The 24,413-nt window shown below is 70.5% G+C and carries 13 protein-coding genes; 9 read left to right on the forward strand and 4 right to left on the reverse strand.

Going from position 1 to position 24,413, the window contains the following annotated elements:
• The first annotated feature begins 133 nt into the window (after positions 1-133).
• The 3 genes from MY526_RS08245 (at position 134) to MY526_RS08255 (ending at position 2,632) form a co-directional block, all read left to right on the forward strand.
• A complete protein-coding gene (locus MY526_RS08245; RefSeq protein ID WP_436703658.1) occupies positions 134-1,000 on the forward strand; it encodes a hypothetical protein in 867 nt (288 codons plus the stop codon).
• Between the two features lie 109 nt (positions 1,001-1,109).
• On the forward strand, positions 1,110-1,736 hold the full coding sequence (locus MY526_RS08250; RefSeq protein ID WP_436691643.1) for a hypothetical protein: 627 nt from the start codon (positions 1,110-1,112) through the stop codon (positions 1,734-1,736).
• Positions 1,736-2,632 carry a hypothetical protein gene (locus tag MY526_RS08255; RefSeq protein ID WP_436703659.1) on the forward strand — a complete coding sequence of 299 codons (897 nt, stop codon included), beginning with the start codon at positions 1,736-1,738 and terminating at the stop codon, positions 2,630-2,632. Before MY526_RS08250 ends, MY526_RS08255 begins: the two co-directional genes overlap by 1 nt.
• 47 nt (positions 2,633-2,679) lie before the next feature.
• Here MY526_RS08255 and MY526_RS08260 read toward each other — a convergent pair whose 3' ends face one another.
• The 4 genes from MY526_RS08260 to MY526_RS08275 all read right to left on the reverse strand — a co-directional run bounded on the left by MY526_RS08260 (position 2,680) and on the right by MY526_RS08275 (position 9,886).
• Positions 2,680-4,215, reverse strand: coding sequence for a VWA domain-containing protein (locus MY526_RS08260; RefSeq protein ID WP_436703660.1), 1,536 nt, complete (start codon positions 4,213-4,215; stop codon positions 2,680-2,682).
• 252 nt (positions 4,216-4,467) lie between these two features.
• The gene (locus MY526_RS08265) at positions 4,468-5,463 is read right to left on the reverse strand and encodes a DUF3048 domain-containing protein (protein ID WP_436703661.1); all 996 of its coding nucleotides are present in this window, start codon (positions 5,461-5,463) and stop codon (positions 4,468-4,470) included.
• A gap of 342 nt (positions 5,464-5,805) precedes the next feature.
• A complete protein-coding gene (locus tag MY526_RS08270) occupies positions 5,806-6,384 on the reverse strand; it encodes a DUF6308 family protein (RefSeq protein WP_436703662.1) in 579 nt (192 codons plus the stop codon).
• Positions 6,385-6,634: 250 nt separating this feature from the next.
• The gene (locus MY526_RS08275) at positions 6,635-9,886 is read right to left on the reverse strand and encodes a TM0106 family RecB-like putative nuclease (RefSeq protein WP_436703663.1); all 3,252 of its coding nucleotides are present in this window, start codon (positions 9,884-9,886) and stop codon (positions 6,635-6,637) included.
• A gap of 331 nt (positions 9,887-10,217) precedes the next feature.
• On the opposite strand from MY526_RS08275, the gene MY526_RS08280 reads away from it, so the two are divergent.
• The 6 genes from MY526_RS08280 (at position 10,218) to MY526_RS08305 (ending at position 24,413) form a co-directional block, all read left to right on the forward strand.
• On the forward strand, positions 10,218-10,829 hold the full coding sequence (locus tag MY526_RS08280; RefSeq protein WP_436703664.1) for a hypothetical protein: 612 nt from the start codon (positions 10,218-10,220) through the stop codon (positions 10,827-10,829).
• 644 nt (positions 10,830-11,473) lie between these two features.
• Positions 11,474-16,102, forward strand: a complete 4,629-nt coding sequence (locus MY526_RS08285; protein WP_436703665.1) for a DEAD/DEAH box helicase — start codon at positions 11,474-11,476, stop codon at positions 16,100-16,102.
• Complete coding sequence (locus MY526_RS08290; RefSeq protein ID WP_436703666.1) at positions 16,095-17,912, forward strand: UvrD-helicase domain-containing protein; 1,818 nt, start codon at positions 16,095-16,097, stop codon at positions 17,910-17,912. The genes MY526_RS08285 and MY526_RS08290 overlap by 8 nt, the downstream gene beginning before the upstream one ends.
• 38 nt (positions 17,913-17,950) lie before the next feature.
• Positions 17,951-21,079, forward strand: a complete 3,129-nt coding sequence (locus MY526_RS08295; protein WP_436703667.1) for a helicase-related protein — start codon at positions 17,951-17,953, stop codon at positions 21,077-21,079.
• A complete protein-coding gene (gene drmB / locus MY526_RS08300) occupies positions 21,076-22,803 on the forward strand; it encodes a DrmB family protein (protein ID WP_436703668.1) in 1,728 nt (575 codons plus the stop codon). The genes MY526_RS08295 and drmB overlap by 4 nt, the downstream gene beginning before the upstream one ends.
• Positions 22,803-24,413 carry an NERD domain-containing protein gene (locus MY526_RS08305; RefSeq protein ID WP_436703669.1) on the forward strand — a complete coding sequence of 537 codons (1,611 nt, stop codon included), beginning with the start codon at positions 22,803-22,805 and terminating at the stop codon, positions 24,411-24,413. The genes drmB and MY526_RS08305 overlap by 1 nt, the downstream gene beginning before the upstream one ends.

The following is a 24,413-nucleotide window of genomic DNA, read 5'->3' on the forward strand; positions in this document are numbered from 1 at the left end:
GTGACGCGCCGGTGACGCGGACGCCCGATCCTGCGACCACGCCAGCTGACCAGTCATGTGTGAGGCCGCGCGACGCCTCCACGGTGGTCACGATTCGGCAGCTGGTACCGACCTGCGCCTCAGGGACGTGTGCATGGACCCCCGCTTGCTGGCCGCGATCATCGCCGGCGTCACCAGCGTCCTGGTCACGGTGATCACCGTGTTCGTGACCTTGCGGCAGGGCACTCAGGGCCGCCGGATCCAGAAGCAGATCGCCGACCGGCAGGTCCAGGCCCAGGAGAGCATCGCCGAACAGCAGGTCCAGGTGCAGAAGGGCATCGCGGAGGCGGAGACGCGGGCACAGCGCGACCTCGAGCAGTTCAAACAAGACCTCAAGGCCGCTGCCGAGACGAGCGAGCGGCTCCGCACGGTCGAGGAGGAGCGCGACCGGTACTGGGCCTCCCTGCTGGACGCGGCAGACGACCTGTATCACCGCATCCGGAACATCCGCCAACGCGGGTTCCTCGTCTACTTCTCCGGCTCCCAGCCGCGACGGCGGGTCGCTCAGCAGAGCACCTTCTACCGCTTCGCGCGCTATTGGGGCGCCGCGGAGAACGTCAACGAGGCCCAGGCGCGACTTGGCCTGGAGCGCGACAATCCTCGAGCCCTGGCCGTCGCGGCGGAGATCGGGCAGACGTTCACCACCGACAGCCTCGGCCACCAGTTCATGGTCTGGCGCGAGGAGCAACGAGCGATCGGCGAACTGATGCGCCGCGGCGTGGGCGAGGCGTCTCTCGACCCGCTTCTCGGCTTTGCCTCGTTCGTCCGGCGGTACGACGAGGACTTCGAGGTCTGGTTCGCGTCGATGAGCGCCGACCTCGATGCCCCACAGGCGGCGGGGAATCAGCGTCTCGCAGCCCTCCAGACGCTCCTGGCCGAACTCGTGCGGGAACTGCGCCGGGATCTCGACGCCGCTGACGAAGCGCAGCAGCCCGTCGCCTCCGCGGCTGACATGCCGTGATCGCCGATGCGGGCGACGGTCGACGCCACAGTCAGGCCTCCGCTACGGCCGACTCGTGCACCGTTCCCCTGTCGTCTGCGGAGAGCCACGAGCGCTTCAGGAGGCCGAAGTGATCGTCCAGTGGTGCATCAAGGGCCTGTCCCTGCCGGACGATGCCAGCGCCAAGCGCATCCTGGATGACCAGAACGGGATCGTCTGCAACTGGTGGCGCAACTCCCTCGAGATCGACCCCCAGGAAACCCAGCAGAGGCTGTCAGAGGCGACGCTCGATGCCCACGTCAATCACTTCACGACCATCGATCCCAGCACGGGAAAGCCCTACTCCTTCGGGACCCCGTTCATCTCGTTGTCGGCCGGCACCGTCGAGCGCGACACGGCCGCGCGCACCAACTGGGTACACCGGGCATGGCGGACGGGACTCTGGTTCGGCACGATGTTCGGCGCCCGCGACACGGCCTACCTGTACACCTGCTGGTGCGTGGTCGCACCGCGGCCCTCGGTTCCGCTCGAGGGGGTGGCGGAAGAGATCAGGGACCTGAACGTCTACCGCCACTACTCGCCGTTCCAGACCGAGGGTGAGATCACGGCGAAGATCGTCGTCCCCGACAACCAGATCGCCGGGTGCGAGAAGTGGCAGTGGAACCAGGCCGCCCGTCGAATGGACCGCTGCTGGAGCCAGCCCAATCCACGCTTCGTCCCGCCGGAGCGACTCACCAACGTCCGGGAGCTGCTCTGATGTCCCGCGCCCATCTGCAGATGCTGGAGCTGGACCCCCAGCAGGTCAACGTGACGGTGGCCTTCCTCGAGGCCTGTGCGAACACCAGCCTCGCGGAAGCGTCCGGGCACGACGACCGGCGCGGCCTGCCGACCTCCCGGGAGGGGACCGACCGGGAGTGGGTGCTGAGGATGGACGCCGCCTCCGCGTTGCGCGACGCGGCGCAATGGGCCGCGTTCCTGGACCCGCAGACGGCCCGCCGGCTGCTCATCGCGTCCGCGCGGCAGTTCCAGGAGCTGGACCACGGATTCGGCATGTTCCTCATGGCGGTCGCCGGTGCATGGCGCATCGATCCCCCGCTGGGTGACATCAGCAGCACGCTCGCCCAGGTCGAGGCGGCGCAGGGTCCCGACGTCGAGAGCGACGTCCCGGCGCCGCTCCGGCACCCACAGCAACAGGCCTATGTCCTCCTCGCCGCCGCCGGCACACCGGGTGTGGCCAGGGCCGACGTCGCGGCCCTCGGCCGGCTGGCCGAGACCTCGCGGCACCGGCTCGGCGTCGTACCCGTGGGAGCCCTGGGCACGCCGCTCCGGCGCTTCTGGGACGTCGCGCTCCACCTGCTCGTCGGCGACCCCGTGACCGGGCCTCCGGTGGTCTTCCAGCACCTGGAGTCGATGAGCCGGACCTACGCAGAATCGATCGATCTCGCCATGACCAACCACTACCTCTGGAGGCACGGCGCTGCCCCGGTCGACACCGCGGATCTCGACATCATGGGGATGACGGTGCTCTCGGTGGCGCGGTTCGGCATGGCGCCTGTGGCTGACGCCCTGGGCTCCATGAAGGAACGCCTGACGCCGATCGCCCGGATCCCCATGGAGCTCGGGATGGAGTTGGCCGAGGCTCCACCGGCATAGGTGTTGTTGCCCGGTACGTCGGAGAGCGTCTGCACCGACGACGGTCCTCAGAGGTGCGCCGTCAGCGCCCCATAGATCTTGTCGACGTGGTATTCGTCGCTGGCCGCAGAGTGACCGCCGGTGGCGCCGGCCAGGCGGTCCAGAAGGGCCACATCGGCGCCCTGCCCGTAGCCGATGGCGAAGAACAGACAGCCACAACCGCGCAGTCGCTCCTCCAGAGCCGGCAAGGAGATCGTGGAGTTGTTCTCCTCGCCGTCCGTCAGCAGCACGATGGCCTTCAGGTGGGCCGGGTCGCCCGATTGCAGCAGAGTCAGCGCGCGGTCCACGCCGTCCAGGAGCGCCGTCTGCCCACCGCCCTGCAGGCGGCGCAACCGGTCGACGACGTCGGACCGCACCGGGTGCAGTGACGACAGGGGCACGAGCACCTGCGCGGAGTCGGCGAACGCCACCAGGGAGATGTGCGGATCGGCGCCCTCGAGCCGGTCGAGGAAGCCCTCCGCCCCGCGCTCGGCGGCCGCCAGCTTGCTGCCTGACATGCTCCCCGAGACGTCGATGACCAGGCAGACCTCCGCCGCCCTCTTCGTCTCCGACCAGCGGTTCCGGAGCACCCGCACCAGACGGGGAGGCATCTGCGCAGCGGGCGGCGTCGCCGCACCGATGACGCCGACCCGCTCCGTCACGGACGTGGGCTGAGCCTCCATCAGCTGTGCGGTGTCGGTGGCCGTGCCCAGCTCCGCGCCGAGCGGACGCCAGCCCTCGCCCCGCAGGACCCCCGCCATCTCGGGCGAACGCAGAGCCTCGACCAGGGCTCCGGACGACTCGCGTTCGAGGGAGGTCGCGGTCGGCTCGACGAGGCAGATCTCCTGATCCACCCAGGAGCTGTCCCCCTCGGGATGCACCAGAACGGCATGCAGGCCGGGATGCCGCGCGAGCGCCGCGAGGGCGCTGCGCTCCTGGACCAGCACGACGTCGGCCCGCCAGTCCCCTCCGGCCGCCGCCCGGTCGATGACCGTCGCATCGTCAGGCCCGTACTCGACGATGCGCTCCTGCACACCCGCCATCAGCCGGTCCAGGGCGGGACCGGCGTCGTCGAGGGATGTCGCTCCCAGCTCCTTCAGCCCTGCGTTGTACGCGGCCGTCACCACGGCAAGGCCGTCACCGGAGCGTGCGTGGGCGTGCATGAACCGGAGCGGTCGAGTCGGGTCGAACAGGTCGGCCCAACCGAGACCACGGTCGACAGCCCCCACGCCGGCGGCGACCGCCGGTGACATGAGGAACACGATGGGGCTGCTCGCGAAGGACGACGGGGTGATGACAGGTAGGTCGGTTCCGTCCGACCAGGGCCGGTCGCGCCACTGCCGCTCGAGCTCCGGGAAGAAGAAGGCCGACCCGGGGGAGAAGCACCGGAAGTCACGGGCGACCACCCACTGGAGGACCTCCTCCTCCGGGTAGTAGTGGAAGACGAAGTCCTCTTCTGCGTCCTCAGCGAGGCCGAGACTGCGGGTTGCGCGCACCCGGCGTGCGGCTGCGGTCAGTACGACGGCCTTGTCCGGCGTCGCTGCTACATGCACTGGACGGTCCATGGCTCGCTGCTCTCGGTTCAGGGCAGACGCCCGGTCGGGTACCGGTGATGCTCACGGCGGCCCGTCACGACGACGTCACCTCGTCCGGAGCTCGGCACTACGCGCGGACGACGGTCGCCGTCTCGACCAGCCGGCGGAGTGCGTTGACCTGACACAGTCCTCCGGCGTCCGGACGGCGGCGTCGAGCAGCAAGCCCGGCGACGTGGCTGTCGGCGGGGCGACGAGGGCCCGTCAGCGTCGCCGTCGTCGTGGTCAACCGGTGACGACCGCGCCGCCGCCGTTGGGGACCAACTCGATCCAGGTCGTCCCAGGGGCCAGTGTCACCGGGTCGCCGTCCGCTCCGGTCAGGCTCACCCGGTCACCGGTTCCCGGCTTGGACCAGGTCGCCTCGACCGCGTGCCCACCGGAGGCGACAAGGGCTCGGCCGGTGCCGGTCAGGATGGTCTCCGGGACGGGGTTGCCTGCCGGATCACGGGCCTCGGTCGCGACGACGTCGACGCGCAGCACGACGACGTTGGCGGCGCCCATCCGCCGGCCGTCCGCCTCGACGGCCGGAGCGCTCCCCTCGCTGCGCAGCCAGCGGCCGTCCGCCGCGCTCCACGCCCACCGGGGGTGGCTGACGCCGGACAGCGTGAGATCCAGACTCGTCGCCGGCCGCCCCGTGGCAACGGCCGTGGGTGGGCCGCCGGCGGCGTGGTGGAACTGGACGCCGGGTGCGGCGCGATGCGCGGCGTCGGCCTGGTCGACGAGCGTCTGCGGCACCGCGTAGACGTTGTGCGGCGCCGAGCGGGTCGACGTCCGGGAGAAGCCGTCGGCGCCGGTGTCCTGGCTGAGCACCTGCAGTCCCGCGTCCCGGGCCGCGGTGATGTAGGACGGCACGCCCCCGGAGAACGCGAGCAACCCGCCGAGCGGCGCGGCGATCGCGGGGTCCATCGGCCGGATCGAGCGCACCGGGCCGACATCGGGCGGAAGGGCGGAGTGGTAGACGGCGACGAACCGGGTGATCCCGCCCTCGACCACCTGCTCCCACACCACGTCCGCGCCGTCCAGCCCGGTCTGCGGCCGGGCGGCAACGGAGTTCTCGATCTTCACCGCGAGCGCCGGCCGGTCGGGGACCGCATCGGCCGGGACGCCGGTCAGCGGCCAGGCGGGCCCGGACGGCGCTGCGGTGGCCGGGCCGAAGAACGGCAGCGCATACAGGTGCCGCTCCGCTGCCTGCCACGCGACCACGCCGGCCGTCACCAGCACGACCAGCAGGGCCGCTCGGAGAGCGCGCCTGGGCCTGGCTCGGCGGCGCCCCTTCGCCGACTTCCGCTTCCTGGGCTGGGACCTTTTCCTGGCTGCGGAGCCGTTCCTGGGAGCGGGCCGGCGCCGGGGCGAGGTGGATCTGGGCAGGTCACGGCTCCTCGGCTCGCGGCGGGCGTTGCCCCTTCTCTATCGGCAGGGCGCCTGTCGGCTCCAGCGGGGTCGAACGGGAGCCGCAGTGACCTGGATCAGCGTGCACCGACGGCCGCAGTCGGGAGGCCGAACGTGGACGAGCCGCCGTGGTGCACCCAGCGTTCGCAGCTCGTCGGCGAGCAGGACATTCGCTCAGGAAGGCTGCGCATCCATCCAGATCGCGATGTCTGCGACCCGGGTGAGCGGCATGGGTTCTCCCCGGACAGGATGCCGTTCGGCCAGCTCGGTCAACCATCGCTGGTTCGCGATCAGCTCCGCACGCATCCTCAGCCGAATGTCTCGGGGCGACCGCGTCGCGAAGAAAGCGCAGACGTAGCTGTCGATCAACGGCACCGTGGGGGCCAACCGGTGCAGGACCTTCGACACGGCAACCGGCCCCCAGGTGCGCCGATCGCGTCGCGGCGACCTCGGCACCGCCAGGGCGAGGGAGTTGGCCTCGCGTAGGGCGGGCATGGCCGCCTGCTCCTCGGTGCAGTCCTCCAGGGCGGGCAGCGCTCGAGCCTCCGTGAGCGCCTCGTCCAGTGCCTGCCGCAGCTGGACGTGAGGGGTCTCGCCCACGACGAACAGTGGCGTCACGTCGCGCCAATCGAACCGGAGGCTCAGCAGGTTCACCATCAACACGTCTGCCGGGGTCACCGGACCGCCGCGCACGTCACTCTGGTCATAGGTGCGGAAGGCGTAGTGAGCAGTCGGACACGTGTAGCGGATCAAGTGCTGCGCTGCCTCGTCCCGCAGTTCGAGAAGAGATCTCGGCGAACGCCTGGGTCGTCGCGAGGCCGTCACACGTACCCGACCTGCAGCCGCGTGACCGCCGCTCCGCCCCTGGCCCCCGGAGCGTCGGCACGTGGCAACGACTGGAGCCCGCCAGGGACGCCCACGACCGCACCATCCGTCACAGCACCATCCTGACCACTGCTCCTGCTGGCCGATCCCCCGGCCGGTCGACATCGTGCCGCGCGGCTCACGCCGGGACGACGCTTGCCATCTCGACCAGCCGGCACAGGGCGTTGACCTGACGCAACTGCTCCGGCGTCCGCACCGCGGCGTCGAGCAGCTCCTCGCTCATCACGACGACGGCCAGCGCCTTGGCGCGCGACACTGCGACGTTCAGCCGGTGCAGGTCGTAGAGGAACGACACCCCGCGCGGGGCGTCCTCCGCGCTGGTCGACGTCATCGAGTAGACGACGACCGGCGCCTCCTGCCCCTGGAACTTGTCCACGGTGCCGACCCGAGCGCCGTCGGGCAGCAGTCCGCGGATGCGCGCCACCTGGTTGTTGTACGGCGCCACCACGAGCACGTCGTCAGGCCCGATCGGCCGCTCCACCAGCTCGTAGTCGACCCAGCCCACGCCCTGCAGTGACCGCCACAGGTCCGCGACGGCCGCCGCCTCGTCGTCCGACGCAGCCGCCGCGGGCTTGGTGTGCTCGACGAACCGCACAGCCAGCCCACTGGTCCAGCCCCGCACCGCGATCCGCTCGCGGTCGGCGGCCGACTCCAGCCGCCCCTCGTACGCCAGGTCGGACACGAAGGCGGTCAGCGCCGGGTGCATCCGGTAGGTCCGGTCGAGGAAGACGCCGCAGTCTTCGGGCACGGTGGCGTGCCCGTCGAGCAGGTGCTCCAGCGCCGAGAGCCCCGACTCCCCCGGGTGCACGGCCTGCGTGGGCTGCGCCAGCTGCTGCGGGTCGCCCAGCAGCACCAGCGACTTGGCCGAACGCGCCACGGCCACCGCGTTGGCCAGCGAGAACTGCCCCGCCTCGTCGATCACGAGCACGTCGACCGCCTCGGCCACGTCCGGCCGGCACCAGAACCACGCCGTCCCGCCGACCAGGTTCGCCGAGCCGTCGAGCAGTCGCGAGGCCACGTCGGCGGAGTCCTTCGACCACTCCACGCCGGGTGCGCCGCAGGCCTGGTGCTCGTCGCACTTCTGCAGCGCCGGCCGGTCGACCGCGCTCAGCACGTTGCCGATGACCGCGTGGGACTGCGCCGTGACGCCGACCTTCTTGCCGGCGTCCAGCAGCGCGCGGATCAGGTGCGACGCCGCCCGCGTCTTGCCGCTGCCGGGCGGCCCCTGCACGGCGAGCACCTCGCCGTCCAGCGCCAGGCCGAGCCGGACGACGGCGTCCCCGGCCTGCTCCCCCGGCAGCCGCCGGGTGTCCCTTGGGACGACGCGATCGAGCAGCGCCTGCGGGAGACAGGACTGGCCCGCGAGGACGTCCTTCGCGGTGGCGGCGATCGACTCACGCTGGGGCTTGTCGTCGAGCGGCCCCTCCGGACCCAGCCCGCGGACGGCACCCGGCTGCTTGGTGCTCTTGACGACGACCCGCCCGCCGATGGCGTCGAGCTCGCGCACCTCGCCGATCCGCGCGCGGGTGTCGACGTCGAAGGCCGGCTTGCCGGCCGAGAGCTTGGCGTCCTGCGGCGGGAAGGTGAACTCGTAGAGCTTGCTGCGCTTCTCGGTGCCGATCTCGACCGCGCCGGACAGGCCGCCGAGCGCCGTCCGGTCCTCGACGAGCTGCTCGTCCTCCAGGTCGCCGCGGCTGAAGAACTCCCACCAGCCGGGCCGGGCCTCCCGTCGGTGCCACTGCACGAGGTCGCCGAGCAGGCCGTGGTCGCGGTCCTGCAACTGCTCGACCAGCGCCAGCTCCGCGACCTCGGCGTCCGACCGGGGGGCCGGCGCGGACACCTCGGGCACCCCCGGCCGCGGCTGCGGACCGTGCTCCGCCTCCAGCTCGGCCCGCTGGGTCTCCAGCCAGTCGTGCAGCTCGCGGGTGGAGTCGACGTCGTCCTTGTTGTAGTCCTCGATCGACTGCAGGCGGGCCGGGTCGCCGTCGATCAGCCACTTCTCGTACTCGACGACGCTGGACATCGCGTCGGCGACGTCGCCGGTGTGCTCGCGCCCGTAGAACGCCTCGACCTTCTTGATCGAGTACGACTCCTTGCTGATCCGCATCGACTGGCGGACGACGGGATAGAGGTCGACGAACCGCTCAGCGCGCAGCAGCTGGTCCAGCTCGGCCTCGCGGACGCCGTACCGGCCGGTGAGGCGCTTGAGCGCGCTGACCTCGTAGGCCGCGTAGTGATAGACGTGCATGCCGGGGTCGGCACGCCAGGCGTCGACGATGCGGTCGACGAGGTCCTCGACCATCCGGCGTTCCGCAGCGGCATCGTGCGCCCAGAGGGCGGTGAAGCGGCCTTCGCGGTCGCCGAGGCCGGCGAGGTACTCGAGGCCCTGGCCGTCGCCGGACAGCGGGTCGCCCTCGAAGTCGAGGTAGAGGTCGCCGGCGCTGGGGGCCGGCAGGCGGAGCAGTCCCTGGGCGGGCTGCGGGGTGAGCAGCGTGCGGGTGGGGACGCCGGCGGCGCGCCCGCGCAACTGCTCGCGGGCCTGCTCGCGCAGCCGCTCGCGGGAGCCGCGGCCGATGCCGGTGGCCTTGAGCGTGTCGTCTTCCGCCTCGGCCAGCTGTTGGAGGGTCGTGACGCCGACCTCGATCAGGGCGGCGCGCTGGTCGCGACGCATGCCGGCGACCAGGCTGAGGTCGTCGTTCTCCCGCAGTTCGGTGGAGCAGCGCGGACCCCAGGTGCACTGGTCGCAGTGGCCGATCGGGACGGGTGCGGTGGCCGTCGGGATCTCGATGAAGCCCTCGAGCCGGGCGCGGGCGCGGCGCGCGTAGGCGGCGACGTCGACCAGCCGCCACGGGCGGGTCTCGCCGTCGCCGGTGACGACGCTGATGCGCTCGGGCACGCGGCCCTGCAGCGTGGCGAGCCGGTCGGCGTAGGTGGCCATCTGCAGCAGCGCCGGCACCCTGATGCGGCGGGCGAGCTTGGCGTCGGCGACCTCGTAGGACCACTCCCCCAGGTCCGACGGCTCCGGCGTCTTCAGGAGGAAGTCGGCCTGGCCGCCCCAGGTGCCGTCGAACAGCGTGGCCTGGTGGATGACGTCGGCGCCGGCGCGCATCGCCTCGACGGTGGCCGCCTCGCCGCTTCGCCTTCGGAGCCGGACGACGTCCAGTCCCTGCTCCTCCAGCGACTCCAGGTAGCGGAGCTCGTGGGCGATGCCGAGATCGGCGACGAGGACCGTCTGGTCGCTGACGCCCTCGGCAGGCGGGTCCAGCAGGCGATCGGCCACCTGCAGGTTCAGCGCGGTGAGGTGGTGGCACTCCTGGTGGCGGGTCAGGTCACTGGGGCTGAGGACCAGCCGCCCGTCGACGCGGTACACGGCTCAGCCCTCGGTCGGGCGGACGGCGGCGGGCAGGGCTGAGTGCGGCAACGTTCCCCCGTGGTGCAGCGTGCAGAACTTCACGGAGGCTTTCACGGACGACGTCGTCCCGGAACCTCCCGCGCCGACGGGTCGTCGGCGGCACATCCAAGAGGCTTGATCCCCGCCGCGTCCCCTTGTCTCCCGGCCTGGAATCGGAGGCTTACCCTCCTCGGCCGACGCGCCCTTCCTCGCTTCGTCCTGACATATCGCAAGCACCCAGCGCGTCGGCCTCTGACTCAGAGTCGCGCTGCCTAGTGTTGCGCCACGGGGAGCGCCGAATAGGGCGCCGGTGATTCGGGGGCTGTTCGGAGTGTCGGTAGTACGCGAGGTCTGTCCCTTTCATGCCGACGACGACGTCCGCGGCGTGCCCACTGGCTACGGTGACGGCTCGTTGGCCTTCGCGTGCACGCGACGCGGCCACCCGCTGGAAGGCCCTCACACCTGGCTGCGGGTCCCAGCCGTCGAAGCAGGGCCCAGTGGAAGCGGTCTGGCCGCGGAGTTGGGGCTGGCCACGGAGCTACCGGCCGCAGTCAAGGCCTTCGCTGGTCGCTGGGTCGAATACGGCCTGGTCGAACGCGCATATGCCGCCCGCCGGCCTACCGACTTCGCCCACCTGGTGAGCCGCTTCGGCCATACCGCCCTGGTGGACAAGCGCAATACCGCGTCGGCCTTTCTGGCCGGCTATCTCGCGACGCTCGCCAAGCGCGGCGACATTCTCTATCACGATGGACCCGCGACAGGCCGGTGGTCTTACAACTCCAAGATCAGTTGGTGGGCCGTCGCGCCCCGTCCTCAGTGGGACGACGACCGACTGTCCTGGGCGGCCGCCGGCTGTGCCGTTGACTACGTCCCTGGCGTCGCCGCCGCTGACGATGCTCAGGCGGCCTACGACCGAGGCTGAGCCGGAAGCGACTTCGGTCACCGAAGACGGTGTCGCCACCGATACCCGTCGGGACCGATCGTCTGGCGTGCGTCATCGCGACCGGCCGTGAGAAGTGGATACGAGCTGGAGACGGGTCCTCACCCCCGAACCGTTCGTTGGCGCAGAGCTTCGCGTCGTCGTCCGTGCGGCGCGCGGGCTGGGCACCTTCGCCTCGACGGTCCACTCCCGCGTACGGCATCTCCCGTCGACCGGATCGAGCCGCAGCGCGCCGGTTGCCCTCGTCGATCAACCGACCCCGCCGGTCGATTTCATACGGGGGCGGGGACGTCGGCTTACGGGTTGTCCGGTGGATGCACAGCCGGAAGCGCCGCCCCGGCAGCGATACAGGCGTTCCAGCGGCGCGGTGGCGAAGCCGCGGTCAGGCCAAGACGCGCACCACCGCCCCCGACGCTCACGACCGGTCTGCCGCACTCGTCCCACGCCACTCACTCGTCACCACTTGGCGCGACTCGCGGGCTCCGAGGGTGACACCCGGGGTTTCGGATCCTTAACGTCCGGACTCGGAAGTTCCGCGTGACCCGAACCACGGACAGAGCGGACTTGTCCATGCAGCCGTCTACGGTGCGCCGGCTGCGCTGTGTCTGAGAGGTGACGGGGGCGACGTGAACACGTCTGACTGGGCGGGCCTCGACAGCCCGCTGGCGAAGCACGTCCGCGAGCAGTCCGAAAGGTGCCTCGCTGCATACCGGGAGAACCCCCTCCTCGTCGCCCAAGACGGGGCCATCGAGATCTCCACGGCCGAGGGTGGTTACGGCCGCAAGCAGCTTTATGAGCTGATCCAGAACGGGGCAGACGCTCTGGTCGGTCGCACCGGCCGCATCTCCGTCGTCCTGATGAACGACACGCTGTACTGCGCCAACCAGGGGGCTCCGCTAACGCCCGAGGGCGTGGACGCGCTCATGACCTCGCACCTCTCGGTCAAGCGGGGCACGGAGATAGGACGCTTCGGACTCGGCTTCAAGTCCGTCGTCGGCGTCAGCTCCGCCCCGCAGGTCTTCAGCCGCTTCGGGTCCTTCGGCTTCGACCGCGCCGCCTCCCGCGAGCGGATCGAGCGGATCGTCCCGTACGCCGAGAAGTACCCGACTCTCCGGCTGGCCGAGGCGCTGGACCCCATGCGGGAAGCCGCCCATGACGAGGTCCTGTCAAGCCTGATGACGTGGGCGGATACCGTCGTGAAGCTGCCCCTGCTGCCCGGATCCGACTGGCTCTCTACAGACGTCCAGGACTTCCCCGGGGAGTTCCTGCTGTTCTCCCCCCACGTGACGCAGCTGGAGCTGCACCACCTGGAGGAGATGTTCACCAAGGAGGTTCGGGCCACCACCCGCGCTGACGGGGCGGTCGTCCTGGACGAGGCGGGCACCCGGACGGCTTACCACGTCTTCCGCCGGGTGCACCGCCCGTCGCCCCGTGCTCAGCAGGACGCCGGTGAGCAGGCCCGACGGGAGGAGATTCCCGTCGTCTGGGCCGTACCGGAACGGTCTCGCAGTCGGCTGGGCTCGTTCTGGGCGTTCTTCCCCACGGCGTCGAAAACGACGCTCTCCGGCATCGTCAATGCTCCCTGGAAGACCAACGAGGATCGGCACGATCTTCTCGAAGGTGCTTTCAACAAGGAGATCCTCACGACGGTTCTGCCGGCGATGGTCGCGAGGGGGTTGCCTTCCCTCGTTGACCCTGCAGACCCAGCGGGATTCCTCGACGTTCTGCCGGCCCGTGGCCGCGAGCACCGATCTTGGGCCGACGACGTCATCAACGACGCCGTCTTCAAGTCGGTGGCCACGGTCAACTGTCTGCCGGACAGCCACGGTGAGCTTGGCTCTGCTGAACGGCTCAAGCTGCACCCCAAGGACCTGCGCACCGAGTGGCTCGAAGCGTGGGCGGAGTGCCCGACGCGTCCCAAGGACTGGGTCCACCACACCGTCGACAAGAACCATGAGCGCCGGCTGAAGGCGGAGCGACTGGTCACTCAGGCTGCGCCTCGACCGCGGGAGCTCGCCGAGTGGCTGGAGGCACTGAGCAACGACAAGCACCTCGTCGGCGCCGCCTCGGCCGTTGTGCTGGCTGCCCGCATCGTCGCCGACGAGCCCGGATTGGAGTCGGCGGTCCGCGAGGCGGCGGTCGTCCTCACCGGCGACGGCCAGCTCGCGCCGATCGTTCGTGGAGGGCTCTTCCTGCCCACGGAGGGCCTCGAAGCCGGCGGCGACCTCGCCTTCGTCCACCCGGATCTGATGGCCTTCCCCGGTGTCGAGGACGCCTTGCGGCGACTGGGGATCAGCACGGTGGACCAGTCAGGGCTCCTGCGTGCGCTGGTCCGGCAGGACCGCGACGACTGGGACGACGACCGGTGGACCCGTTTCTGGCTGACGAGCCGTTCCGTGGACCCGTCCGTGGCCGCAGGCATCATCCGCGAGGAACTGGGCGATCAGGTCGCGAGCATCGAGGTCCGCACGCTGGTCGGCCGACGTGCGGCCCTGTGGGACACATACCTGCCCGGACCCGTGATCCCGGCCGACCGCAGCCGGGACGCGGTGTACGCCGTCGACCTGGCGTGGCACCGTGACGACCGACCGCTGTTGAGCCTGCTCGGAGCTTCGGCCGGACCGTCCCTACACCCTGACCGGCAGCGCGAGGACTGGCTCGAGGACTACGAGAAGTGGGCGGTCCGCCGCTACTACGAGCTGCTCCCGCGCGGGGGTCCTCGCCCCGCAGAGGGCTACCTGCGGGTCTACACCGGAACGGTCCCCGACCCCATCGGTCTCCTACCGGACCTGTCCCGGTCCGGTCAGGCCGCGCTCACCCGCGCAGCTCTCGACCTCGGCCCGGAGCAGGATCGCACCGTCGCCCACGCGACAGTTGCGCACTACCCGAGACTCGAGGTTCTCGGGCCGCTGACCTGGTACCTCAGCCGCAACGGCGTGGTCGAGACGGCGCTCGGACCGACCTCTGTGAGCCACGCTCTCGCGCCGGACGAGCAGGTCAAGGACGTCCTCCCGGTCGCACACGTGACCCGCGAAGAGGCCGAACGCCTGGGCCTGCGCCGTGGGACCGCCGACATCAGTGACCGCGAATGGCAGCGCTTCCTGCAGGACGCCTGCGAGTGGAATGACGACGCCCGGCGCAGCAAGCTCTACGCCATCGCCTCCCAGCACACGTCTGCACCTGAGTCGCTGCACGTCCGACTGGGACAACGTGTCGTCGAGGTACACACCGAAGATGTCTACGTCGTAGACGACGAGCGTGAGTACGGCGCCCTGCTCGCCCAGTCCATCCCTGTCCTGCTCGTGGCCGACGCGGAGCACACGACCCGACTCGTCGACGCCTGGGGTCTGCTCGACGGGAGCACCCTCCTCGCCACGGAGGTCGCCTTCACGGCTGCCGGTGAGGCGGGCCCCCTGGTCGACCGGTTCCCGCCGCTACGCCTCTACCTACCGCCGGACTTGGAGAGCCTCGAGCTCGTGCCGTGCCAGGACATCCAGGTCAGCACCGTCACCCCGGCCGGCCGCTCGACCGAGTACCGGGATTTCCTGCTGCACGAGGGACGGGTCCATGCTGTCCTAGGCACCGACACTGCCCTCCTCAGGAGGTTGTCCGAGGAACTCGACCTCGACCTGAGCGACTCCGATGTCGACCACGTCATCCGCCAGACCGAGGATCACGCCGCTCGGAGCAAGGCAGCCGCCATCCGTACTGCGGCGGACGACGACGAGCGCCTCCTCATGGCCGTAGGCGAGGTCGCGTTGCGGCGTTCGATCCCCCAGCTGGCCCTGTCCTCCCTCGAGGCCGACGGCACGCGGCTCGATGGTCCGGAGCTGGCGGAGATCGCCCGCGCCGTCCACGGCATCTCCGTGCTCAGCAAGCTCCGTCAGGGGCTGGCCGACCAGGGACTCGAGCCACCGGAGCGATGGGCGGGCAGCTCCAAGGCCCGTCGATTCGTCACCGACCTGGGCTTCTCATCTGACTTCGCCGGCATGCCCGCGGCAAGCCGCCCCTCTCTCATGGAGGTCGACGGTCCGGCTCCGTTGCCGCCGCTGCACGACTACCAGGAGCGCGTCCTCGATCAGACCCGCGCACTGCTCCGCGGACAAGGTCCGTCACGTGGGCTGATCTCCCTGCCGACCGGAGCCGGGAAGACCCGAGTCGCCGTGGAGGCGCTGGTGCGTCATGTCCGGGAGGAGGGACTTACCGGGCCTGTTCTGTGGATCGCCCAGAGCGACGAGCTGTGTGAGCAGGCGGTACAGACCTGGTCCTTCGTGTGGCGTGCCGAGGGCCCGCCGGAGCGGCTGCGCATCAGCCGGCTGTGGGGGGACAACGGCGCCAGCCGAGTGGACGACGGCTTCCACCTCGTCGTCGCGATCGACGACAAGCTCAGCTCGATCCTGGACCGTGACGAGTACGCCTGGCTCAAGGAGGCCGAAGTCGTGGTCGTCGACGAGGCGCACACCTCCATCTCCCCCACCTACACCCGTCTCCTCGAGTGGCTCGGTCGAGGTCGAGCACGACGGCAACGACCCCTGATCGGGCTGACGGCCACGCCGTTCCGGGGTGTAAGCGAGGACGAGACGAGCCGCCTCGTCGCCCGTTACGACGACAATCGCCTGGACCGGACCGCGTTCGGTGATGTCGATCCCTACACCGCCTTGCAGGACCGGCGGATCCTCGCCCGGGTACAGCACCGCCTCCTCGAGGGGGCGGACGTGCAGCTCACCCGTGCTGAGCTGGACGAGATGCGCACCTTCCGACGTGTGCCGCGCCAGCTGGAGACGAGGCTCGGCGCCGACCGGGACCGGAACGAGGTGATCGTGCGCTCCATCATCGACCTGCCACAGGACTGGACTGTCCTGCTCTTCGCGTCATCGGTGGAGAACGCGGAGACGTTGGCGGCGATGCTGGCTGTCCAGGGCGTCCCGGCCGTGGCCATCTCCGGCGGGACCGACCCGGCCGAGCGCCGGTACTACGTGGAGCGCTTCCGCAAGGGCGACATCCGGGTCATCACCAACTACGCCGTTCTGGCCCAGGGCTTCGACGCCCCGGCGGTTCGCGCCGTCTACGTGACCCGACCGACCTTCAGCCCCAACGTCTACCAGCAGATGATCGGTCGCGGGCTGCGCGGCCACCACAACGGTGGGTCGGACGAGGTGCTCATCGTCAACGTTCAGGACAACTTCGACCAGTTCGGCGAGCGCCTGGCCTTCTACGACTTCGAGTACCTGTGGAGCGGTGCCGCCCGTGGCTGAGGAACCGACGCTGGACGAGTCCCAGCGAGCAGTGGCCGAGGCTGATGCGGACGCCCGACTCGTCGTAACGGCGGGCGCCGGGCAGGGGAAGACCGAGGTCGTCGCGGCACGACTCCGCCATCTGATCGAGGAGGAACGGCTCAGCGGGACCGACGACCTGTTGGTCCTCAGCTTCTCCCGGGCGGCAGTCGCAGCCGTCCAGGGCCGGGTCCGGGGCGACAGCTCGCTCGCCGCCGTCACCGTCCGGACCTTCGACAGCCTCGCCTCCCGGCTGCTGCTCGAGGCGGGCGAGGACGTCGAGGGACTGCGGTTCGATCCCCGTATCCGCGCGGCCACCGAGCTGCTTGAGAAGCCGGACTCGGACGTCCCCACCGTCGACCTGCTCCGCCACGTCGTCGTGGACGAGGTGCAGGACTTGGTCGGTGACCGGGCAGAGCTCGTGCTGGCGCTCCTGCGTCGACTTGACGCCGACGCCGGCTTCACCGTGCTCGGCGACCCGTTGCAGGCCGTCTTCGACTTCGTGCTCGACGAGTCGAAGAGCTCGATGACGAGCCTCCGTCTCCTCGACCGGCTGCGCGCGGACCTCGGGGCGGTGGACCTGCAGCTCGAGCACCACTACCGAGCGCAAACCTCGGAAACCCGAGCCGTCGTCGGTCTCGGCGATCGGATGCGGACGGCCCGATCGGGTCGCAGCCGGCTCAACAAGGTCAGACACCACGTGGACGGCCTGCCGTCGGTCGGGACGTTGGACGACCTGGTCCGACTCCTCCCCCGCTGGACCGGCCGCACGGCTCTGCTGTGTGACACCAACGGTCAGGCCATGCTGGTCTCGCGCGCTCTCGACGACCTCTCGGTGCTCCACCGACTGCGCCGACCGGCCGAACAACTGTCGGTCCCGTCCTGGGTCGCAGTTGTGTTGGCGGAGTCGCCGACCCGCCACGTCGACCGCGCCACGTTCGACGGCATGGTCGACGAGTCCGGGGTGACCGTCCCCGAGACCGCGTGGCGTCTCCTCAAGGCGACGGAGCGGCGGCGCCGCACGCCGCGCGAACTCGATCTCGTCGAGTTGGCCGCCCACATCGCGGCCGGCGACGTGCCCGTCGAGTTGGCGGACGCGGGGGACGCGGACGTCGTCGTCTCCACGATCCACCGGGCCAAGGGGCTGGAGTTCGACAACGTCGTGGTCGTCGTGCAGCCGGAGCGTCAGGCGGAGGAGCCGGACGACGCCGCCGACGACGAACGCGCGCGAGAGCTCTACGTCGCGGTCTCGAGGGCTCGGTGCCGCCTGGCCATCGTGCAGTCACCGAGCACACGAGGCCTGTACCGCGACCGCAGACCGCCCTGCCGTTGGGTACACGCCTACAAGTCCTGGCAGACCAACGCCTTCGAGTTCCAGCTCCGGGACGTCGAGCGCAAGCGCCCGTACGGGGACGAGCCAGAGAGTGCGCAGGAGGTGCAGCGTCTCCTCGGGTCAGAGCTCGGCTCCGGCGGTCTGCCCGTGGAAGGCCGGCTGGACACCCGCCGTAGCACTGCCTCGGCGCCGGTGTACTCGCTCTCCGTCGCCGGCCGGCCCGTTGCCGTGACCTCGGCCGGGTTTGCGGCCGCCCTGACGCAGCGACTCGACCGGGTCTGGCGCAACCACCCCGGCCCCCCGGCGGCTCTGCAGGCACTGCGCACCGACGGGGTCGAGACGGCGGCAGGACCGCCCATGGCGGGCGACCGGCTGGGCGTCGGGCGGTGGGGACTGTGGCTCGCTCCACGGGTCGGCGGACTGGCCCAACTGCACTACGAGAGAGGGGAACGGGGATGACCACGCTGGCAGACCAGTACGGGTTCCGTGAGGAGCTCGTGGAGACGCTGTGCCGCGACCTCCTCGGGCCCGCAGCGCCGGACGAGGTGCTCGACGAGAGCCCGCTCGACCGCTACGTCACTGGGGTGCTGTTCCCGACGACGGCGGCGGGGACGGACGAGGAGCCCGACGACCCGGACGCCGAGACCGGCGCCGGAGCAGACGCAGGCTACGACCCCGGGGTGGCCCTGTCCCGCCAGAAGCACCCGTCTTCGATGGGGCTGTCGTTCGCCGTCGACCGGTCCGTCACGTCGGAGGTGACCCTCACAGCAGAGGCTGCCCGCTACGTCGCCGAGACCCCGGTCGGCACCATGCCGGAGCCCGCCACCCACAGCCGATCTCGTCGCCCCCGCGGTAACGAGGCATGGCGGCGCGTCGCCTTCGGGCCCGTGACGACGACGCTCGACGTGACCCGTCCTCGTGTCGAGACCTTCTCGGTCGCGGACGGGCTCGAGCTCTACTGTGTCGTTCGTCCGGAGCAGGGCGGCGTCGTCCCTGTCACCGCAGTCCTTCGCAACACCCTCCGGGTGGCACGCGGGGAACTCCGGGACGGTTACTGCTTCCTCCAGCCGTCCCTGGTGGTGTCCGGGACCGACGGTGCGTTCGTCGACCGACGATCCGGACGGCACGTCGCGGTCGACGACGAAGACCTCGAGTCGTACGACTTGCTCTTCCGCGACGTGCGGACCTTCGCGGTGGGCCACGGCTGTGCGGTCGAGTGGGAAACGGGTCGCTCGACGGTGTCACGCCTGGCAACGACGTTCCTGCCGTCGCACGATCTGCAGCTGGCCACCCCTCGTGAGATCGACGCGGTCGACCTGCGCATGAGCATGCTGGCCGAGGCCCCGGACGACGCGGTGCTCGGCGGGCTTCGCCGACTCGTCGAGGAGTACCGACGGTGGATCGCCGAGCAACGCGCCGACGGCGACAGGCTCCCGACACCCCTCCGGGAAACCGCCGCCCGCCACATGGACGACGCCGAAGAGGCCGCCGGCCGCATCCTCTCGGGGATCGATCTGCTGGCGGAACGTCCCGACGCCATGCTCGCCTTCCGCCTCATGAACCGGGCCATGCAGGCTCAACGCGCACGTCAGGACTGGATCCGGTCGGGCGCCCATGGAGAGCCCCCGGTCGGGGCCGAGCAGACGTGGCGTCCCTTCCAGATCGCCTTCGTCCTGCTCGCGCTCAGGGGCATCGTCGAGCCGGAGCGCGAGGACCGGGAGCGGGCCGACTTGCTGTGGTTCCCGACCGGTGGTGGCAAGACGGAGGCCTATCTCGGTCTCATCGCCTTCACGATCCTTATGCGTCGGCTCACCGCTCCGACGGCCGGCGGGGTCAGCGTTCTGATGCGGTACACACTGCGGTTGCTGACCCTCCAGCAGTTCGAGCGCGCGGCTTCCCTCATCTGCTCTCTGGAGGTGCTGCGTCTGACAACGCCGCACCTGCCTGGCGCCGCACCGATCAGCCTGGGCCTCTGGGTCGGTCAGAGCGCCACGCCGAACACCGTGGACAAGGCCCGCGCCGCCCTCAACAAGATCCGCGGAGGTCAGAAACTCGCGACCGAGAACCCGGTCCAGCTGACCCGCTGCCCGTGGTGCGGCATCGACCTGGACGCCGACGACTACAGCGTCGACCGACGCGTCCCCGAGCTCCGGATGTCCTGCCGCAACCGGGATTGCGCCTTCGCGGCCGGCCTGCCCGTTCACCTCGTCGACGATGACGTCTACCGCGTGCGGCCGTCCCTCCTCATCGGCACGGTCGACAAGTTCGCGATGCTCGCCTGGCAGGAGCGGGCCGGCAGCATCTTCTCGACGGACGGACAGGGCCTGCCGCCGGACCTCATCGTCCAGGACGAGCTGCACCTCATCTCAGGCCCGCTCGGCACCCTCGTGGGTCTGTACGAAGCCGCGGTCGACGCCGCGTGCGCTCGCGAACATCGTCCGAAGGTGGTCGCCTCGACCGCCACGATCCGCCGGGCCAAGGCCCAGGTGCGTGCGGTCTTCGACCGGACGTCCGCCCAGTTCCCGCCGCCCGGGCTCACGGTGGGCAACACGTTCTTCTCCGAGGACGCCGACCGCGACGAGAAGGGCACTCGGCGCTACGTCGGCATCATGGCGCCGGGCACGAGCCAGACGACGCTCATGATCCGCACTTACGCAGCGCTGCTCCAGGGCGCGGAGGACCGGCCCGCCGCTGACGAGGTGAAGGACCCCTACTGGACCCTGGTCGGGTACTTCAACAGCTTGCGGGTGCTCGGCGGCGCCTACATGCAGGTGCTCGACGACGTACCCGACCGACTGAAGCTCCTGGCTCAGCGCAGCGGACACGAGCCGCGCAGCATCACGCAGGAACCCATGGAGCTCACGAGCCGGACGGACTCGTCGGACATCCCCCTGCACCTGACCCGACTGGCCCGTGGCATCCCCGACCCGGACACGCCTGACGTCGTCCTGGCCACCAACATGATCTCGGTGGGTGTCGACGTCGACCGTCTCGGGCTGATGGCCGTGATGGGCCAGCCGCAGGCGACGGCCGAGTACATCCAGGCGACCAGCCGGGTCGGACGCAAGCACCCGGGCCTCGTGGTGGTCATGTACAACGGCGCGCGCTCACGGGACAGGTCCCACTACGAGGACTTCCTCCCGTATCACCAGACGCTGTACCGCCAGGTCGAGGCGACGAGCGCGACACCGTTCGCGGCCCGGGCGCGGGACCGGGGACTGCACGGCGTGCTGGTCGCCATGGCCCGGTTGCTCGCCCCCGGTGCCGCCCCGGACACGGGAGCCGGTGAGGTGGACCGGTTCGTGGGAGACCTCGAGTTGCTGGCCGCGAAGATCGTCGAGCGGGCCAAGGGCGTGGAGCCCGGGTCCGCCGACGACACGGACAGGCAGATCCAGTCGCTCATCGACACGTGGGTCCGCGAAGCGGAGGCCCGGAAGCCGCTGCGTTACTCGGCGTACAAGAAGCCTGAGATGTCGCTGCTGGTCCAGGCGGACCAGGCGGTGACGGACACCAGGTTGGACCTCGACACGGACGACGTCCCCTGGCCGACGCTGACGAGCCTCCGCGACGTCGATGCGACCTCGTCACTGCACCTGGTCCCCAACCGAGACAGGAAATCCCGATGAGCCCCCGCCAGGTGCCCACCGCACGCCGCTCTCAGCTGGTCACCACGTACGGGGTGGGCGCCCTCTTCCCGGCCCAGAACGAGAGCTTCATGGTCATGGGGCTCGAGGAGTGGGCCGACGCCGGTCTGGGTCCGGAGATCCTGGAGGCGCGACTGGCGCGCAGCCTGCGTGTCTCGTCCTTCCACGCGCCCGCCGCAGGCAGCGACAAGGGTCGGGACGTGCCGGTCATCCGCTTCCCGGAGTTCCAGTTCTGCCCCGAGTGCCGTCGATTAGCACCGGTGTGGGAGTTCGGCGGGTGGAACGAGCACGTCTGCAAGGAGTGCGACGCTGACCTGGTGCCTTCCCGGTTCGTGGTCTGCTGTCCACGCGGTCACATCGATGACTTCCCCTACCACTCGTGGTTGCACGGCTCGAACACCAGCATCGGCTCACCAGAGCACCGCCTGCGACTGCACGCGCTCGGCAGGAGCTCGTCGCTCAGCGATATCCGGGTGTCCTGCTCGTGCGGGACCATCCCGATGAGCCTGGAGGGCGCCTTCGCCGCCGACGCGTTGCGCACAGTGCGCAGCTGCTCGGGACGTCGCCCTTGGTTGGGCGCGGACTCCCGCGAGTCGTGCACCGAGGTTCCGCGCACTCTGCAGCGGGGCTCATCGAACGTCTGGTTCCCGGTCGTCGCCTCCGCGATCTCCATCCCGCCGTGGTCCGAGGGCGTGTACCGCTTGCTCGACCGGCACTGGTCCGTGCTCGCCGCGATCCCACCGGACGCCGTACGGGCCACGCTGAGCGGGATGGCGCTACCAGCTCACCAGTACACCCTCGACGAGCTCACCGACGCGGTACTGCGGAGGCGCGGCGAGACGCCGGGAGAAGGAGACGACGACCTCCGTCTCGGCGAGTACAAGGCCCTCGTCGCAGGTCGGCCGGAGAGCAAGGACAAGCAGGACTTCGTCTGCGAACCGTCTCTCGTCCCGCCGTCGCTCGCCGACCACGTCGTCCAGGTCGCCAGGGTCTCCCGACTGCGCGAGGTCCGGGCGCTGCGTGGCTTCACTCGGATCCTCCCCCGAACACACGAGACACCGGACGAGCACGTGGCACCTCTGACGCGGGACGGATCGTTCTGGTTGCCGGCCATCGAGGTCACCGGCGAAGGCGTCTTCCTCCGATTGGACGGTGATCGACTCGCGGCCTGGGAGGACGGGGACTTCGCCCGCGGACGGACGGAGCTCCTCCAGCGCATCGTCGACCAACGCGCTGCGGACCGCGGGCTCGGCCAACAGCCGGTGGTCACTGCCCGCGACCTCTTGCTGCACTCCCTCGGGCACGCGCTGGTGGAGCAGCTGAGCTTGGACGCGGGCTACCCGTCCGCATCCCTGCGTGAGCGGGTGTTCAGTGACGGCGACATGGCGGGGGTGCTCGTCTACACCGCCACATCCGACTCGGGTGGGAGTCTGGGCGGAGTGGCCGCCCAGTCGGAGGAGGGGCGGATGCAGCAGGCGGTCCTGGGGGCGATTGCCCGGCTGTCCTGGTGCTCCTCCGACCCCGTGTGCATCGAGTCGGTCGGCTCCGGCGCGGACGCGCTCAACCTGGCCGCCTGCCACGCCTGCCTGTTGATCCCCGAGACCAGCTGCGAGCGGAACAACACTTTCCTCGACCGCGCGACGCTCGTGGGGACTCCAGAGAAGCCCGGGGCCGGCTTTTTCTCGGCCTTGCTCAGCCGGGTTTGATGGCGCGGTTCGTCCCGCCGCTGCGAGTGTCGTCCGGTCGCAGCCCGGCCGAGACCCGGGTCCTGCGGTGGCTGAGCCGACTGAGCGACGAGTGGACGGTCCTGCACTCGCTCGGTGTCCTCAACCACCCGTTCAAGAGCTGGGCCGAAGCGGACGCCCTCGTCGTCGGTCCCCCGGGAGTCGTCGTCCTGGAGGTGAAGGGCGGGCGCGTCGCACGTCGGCAGGGCGTCTGGGAGTTCACCGACCGGTCCGAACGGGTGACGCGGAAGCGGGAGAGTCCGTTCGACCAGGCAGGCGGGGCGCACGGGGCGATCCGTCGACACCTCGTCGACCATGGTGCTCTGCGCCGCGACCAGTGCTCTGGCTGGGCCGTCGCACTACCGGACGTGACGCTGGCCGGACGTGCGCCCGACGCGGTCGAGCAGGTGCTCCTGGACGCGAGCTCCGAGTGGTCGGCGCCCGATCTCGTGTTGACCCAGTGGTGTCGGTACTGGGCCCGACGGTCACGCGCCGCGTCTCCCTTGACGCCCGGAGACGTCGCCGCGGTCGTCGACGTGCTGCGGGGTGACCTCGACCTGCGTCCGTCCCTCTCCCTCCTTGCCGACGAGGTGGACGAGGAGCTCACCCGGGTGACACTCGAGCAGGAGCGGGTGCTGCGCGCCGCGGCGGACAACCCGCGGCTCGCGGTGGCCGGCAGGGCCGGCACCGGGAAGACGATGCTGGCCTTGGCCGAGGCCCGACGGCTGGCCGACGAGGGCGGACGAGTGTTGCTGACGTGCAGCAGTGCGCCGTTGGCGCGCAGGCTCGCCCTCGCCGTCCAGGACGCCCCGCGGATCGACGTCCGCACCCCCTCTCAGCTGCCCACCGCCACAGGCGCCGATCGGTACGAAGCGGTGGTTGTGGACGAAGCCCAAGACCTGGGTGGCGGCTGGCGTGACATCGTCGACCGACAGGCACGAGGAGGCGTCGACGCCGGCACGTGGCGGCTCTTCCTCGACCCCGCCCAGGACTTGATCGGCGTGGGCGTCGACATGGCCTCGACCCTGCCCCTGTCCACGACGCGGATGGGCCTGACACTCAACTGCCGCAACACGCGCCAGATCGCGGTGATGGCGTCGATGCTGACCCGCACCGAGCTCGACGCGGAGGCGCCCGTCCTAGGCCCGGAGGTGGTGATGCACTGGTGGACCGACCGCTCGGAGCAGGAGCGACTCCTCGCTGCAGAGCTGCAGGATCTCGTGGGGTCACTGCCACCGGCGCGCGTCGCTGTGCTGACTCAGTTGCCGATCACGACAGCCCGGCGCGCTGAACTGTCCCGCCTGGCAGGCGTTCCACTGACCGGTCTTGAGGAACGACGGACCGATGCCGTCGTGGTGGCGACGGCGGAGGAGTTCAAGGGCCTCGAGGCGGTCGCCGTGCTGGTCGCCGACCTGGAGTCGCTGGACCAGGCGACCGACCGCCGCCACACCTACGTCGCCTGCACGCGCGCACGAGTCCGGTTGACGTTGCTCCTCAACGAAGCCGTGCGGGAGGAGTATCAGGCCGGCGCGGCCTGGTTCGGTGGCGTGGTGACCCGGCGGGCGACGCGCCGCGAGTTCCAGCCGTTCTGA

This window comes from Geodermatophilus sp. CPCC 205761 (assembly GCF_051383655.1).
In the GTDB taxonomy this organism is placed as follows: Bacteria; Actinomycetota; Actinomycetes; order Mycobacteriales; family Geodermatophilaceae; genus Geodermatophilus.

Coding starts and splice junctions, on each gene's coding strand:
- MY526_RS08305 (WP_436703669.1), top strand. CDS start 22,803: ATGGCGCGGTTCGTCCCGCCGCTGCGAGTGTCGTCCGGTCGCAGCCCG.
- MY526_RS08255 (WP_436703659.1), top strand. CDS start 1,736: ATGTCCCGCGCCCATCTGCAGATGCTGGAGCTGGACCCCCAGCAGGTC.
- drmB (WP_436703668.1), top strand. CDS start 21,076: ATGAGCCCCCGCCAGGTGCCCACCGCACGCCGCTCTCAGCTGGTCACC.
- MY526_RS08260 (WP_436703660.1), bottom strand. CDS start 4,215: ATGGACCGTCCAGTGCATGTAGCAGCGACGCCGGACAAGGCCGTCGTA.
- MY526_RS08245 (WP_436703658.1), top strand. CDS start 134: ATGGACCCCCGCTTGCTGGCCGCGATCATCGCCGGCGTCACCAGCGTC.